The sequence below is a fragment of the Mycobacterium sp. 852002-51613_SCH5001154 genome (assembly GCF_001667425.1).
Lineage (GTDB): Bacteria > Actinomycetota > Actinomycetes > Mycobacteriales > Mycobacteriaceae > Mycobacterium.
In genome coordinates, this window is the sequence record NZ_LZII01000022.1 from 1 (window position 1) to 1,909 (window position 1,909).

1 protein-coding gene is annotated in these 1,909 nt (G+C 69.1%); it reads right to left on the bottom strand.

What is annotated here, in order from left to right; all coding sequences use genetic code 11:
* Positions 1-1,909: condensation domain-containing protein (locus A5750_RS06630; protein WP_156664286.1), on the bottom strand; the 1,909-nt coding region annotated here is incomplete at both ends.

The following is a 1,909-nucleotide window of genomic DNA, read 5'->3' on the forward strand; positions in this document are numbered from 1 at the left end:
CGGCCACCTCACGCACCCGCTGCTGCAACTGCGCGGGCCACTCCACGGCCACCCGCGCCCCCCGATAATCAGCCACCGCCGGATATCCGCGATCCGTCGGCAACTCCAACCGCTCAGGCATCCCCGCCAACGCGTCCATCCAATAGGCCAACTGCGCGGCGATCGCACTATGCGGATCATCCAGATCACCAAACTGCGCCCGCTGCCACAAGGTGTAATCCACATACTGGACGGGTAATTCGGCCCAGCCGGGCGCTTCACCCGCACACCGACTGGCATACGCCACCCCCAGATCACGCACCAACGGCGTAATCGACCACCCGTCAGCGGCAATATGGTGAGCCACCGCCACGAGCACATGCTCACCCTCACCCAACCGGAAAAGCGTCGCCCGCAACGGAACCTCAGCAGCCAGATCAAACGAGTAACGCGCCGCCGCCTCGATGGCATCAGCGAGCCGGCTCGCCGGCCAGCCGTCGGTGTGCACTACGTCCCAACCGACGCCGGCCTGCGTGGACGGCAGCACGACCTGTTGCGGGTTGCCCTCCGGCGCAGCGAAGACGGTGCGCAGGCTCTCGTGGCGGGCCACCACGTCGGCCAAGGCGGCGCGCAACGCGTCGATGTTCAGCCGGCCGACCAGCCGCAGGGCAGCGGCCATGTTGTAGACCGGTGACGGCCCGTGCAATTGGTCCAGGAACCACAACCGGCTCTGGGCGAACGAAAGCGGCACCGTCGCAGGCCGTTCGGCGGCGACCAACGGCATCAGGCCGCCCCCGCTGCTGCCGGTTCGGGGCGCCAACTGCGCCACCGTGGGTGCCTCGAACAGCGCCCGCACCGTCAGTGCGGTATCCAGCCCACTGTTGATGGCCGCGATCACCCGCATCGCCGAGAGCGAGTCGCCGCCGAGGTCGAAGAACGACTGGTCGATTCCGACCCGCTCGAGGCCCAGGACTTGGGCGTAGATGCCGGCGAGGATTTCCTCGATCGCGCTGCCCGGGGCGCGGTAGTGATCGGTGTCGGTGTATTCGGGTGGGGGTAGGGCGCGGGTGTCGAGTTTGCCGTTGATGGTGGTGGGCAGGGCGGGCAGTGCGACGATGGCGGCCGGGATCATGTAGTCGGGTAGGCGTTGGGCGAGGTGGGTGCGCAGCGCGGTGGGCTCGGCGGTGCCGGTGATGTAGCCGATGAGGCGTTTGTCACCGGGGCGGTCCTCGCGCACGATGACGACCGCGTCGGCGACCCCGTCCAGGGCGGCCAGGGCGGTACGGATTTCGCCGATCTCGATGCGGTAGCCGCGGATCTTGACCTGCTCATCGGCGCGCCCGACATAGCGCAGCTGCCCATCAGCACCCCAGCACACCAGATCCCCGCTGCGATACATCCGCGCACCCGCCGGCCCGAACGGACACGCCACGAACCGCGTCGCGCTCAACCCCGCCCGGCGCACATACCCATAACCGACCCCGCGCCCGGCCACATACAACTCCCCGACCACCCCGACCGGCACCGGGCGCAACCAGCCATCCAGGACGAACAACGCCGCACCGGGGACCGCCGCCCCGATCGGCGGCGCCCCGGACTTGGCCGCCAACGGGGTACTGGCCGTGGCGAAGATCGTGGTCTCGGTCGGGCCGTAGACGTTGATCATCGTCCGCCCCGGCGCCCAGCGGTCCACCACCTCGGGCCCCACCGGTTCGGCCCCGATCACCAGCGCCGTGCCCTCCAAACCCTGCGGGGACAGCATCCGCACCGCCGCCGGGGTCTGACTCAACACGGTCACCTGCTCGGCGACCAGCAGGGCGTGTAAGTCCTTCGGGGAGCGGGCCACCGCATCGGGGACCACCACCAGTCGCCCGCCGTGCAGCAGCGCCCCCCAGATCTCCCACACCGAGAAATCAAACGCATACGAATG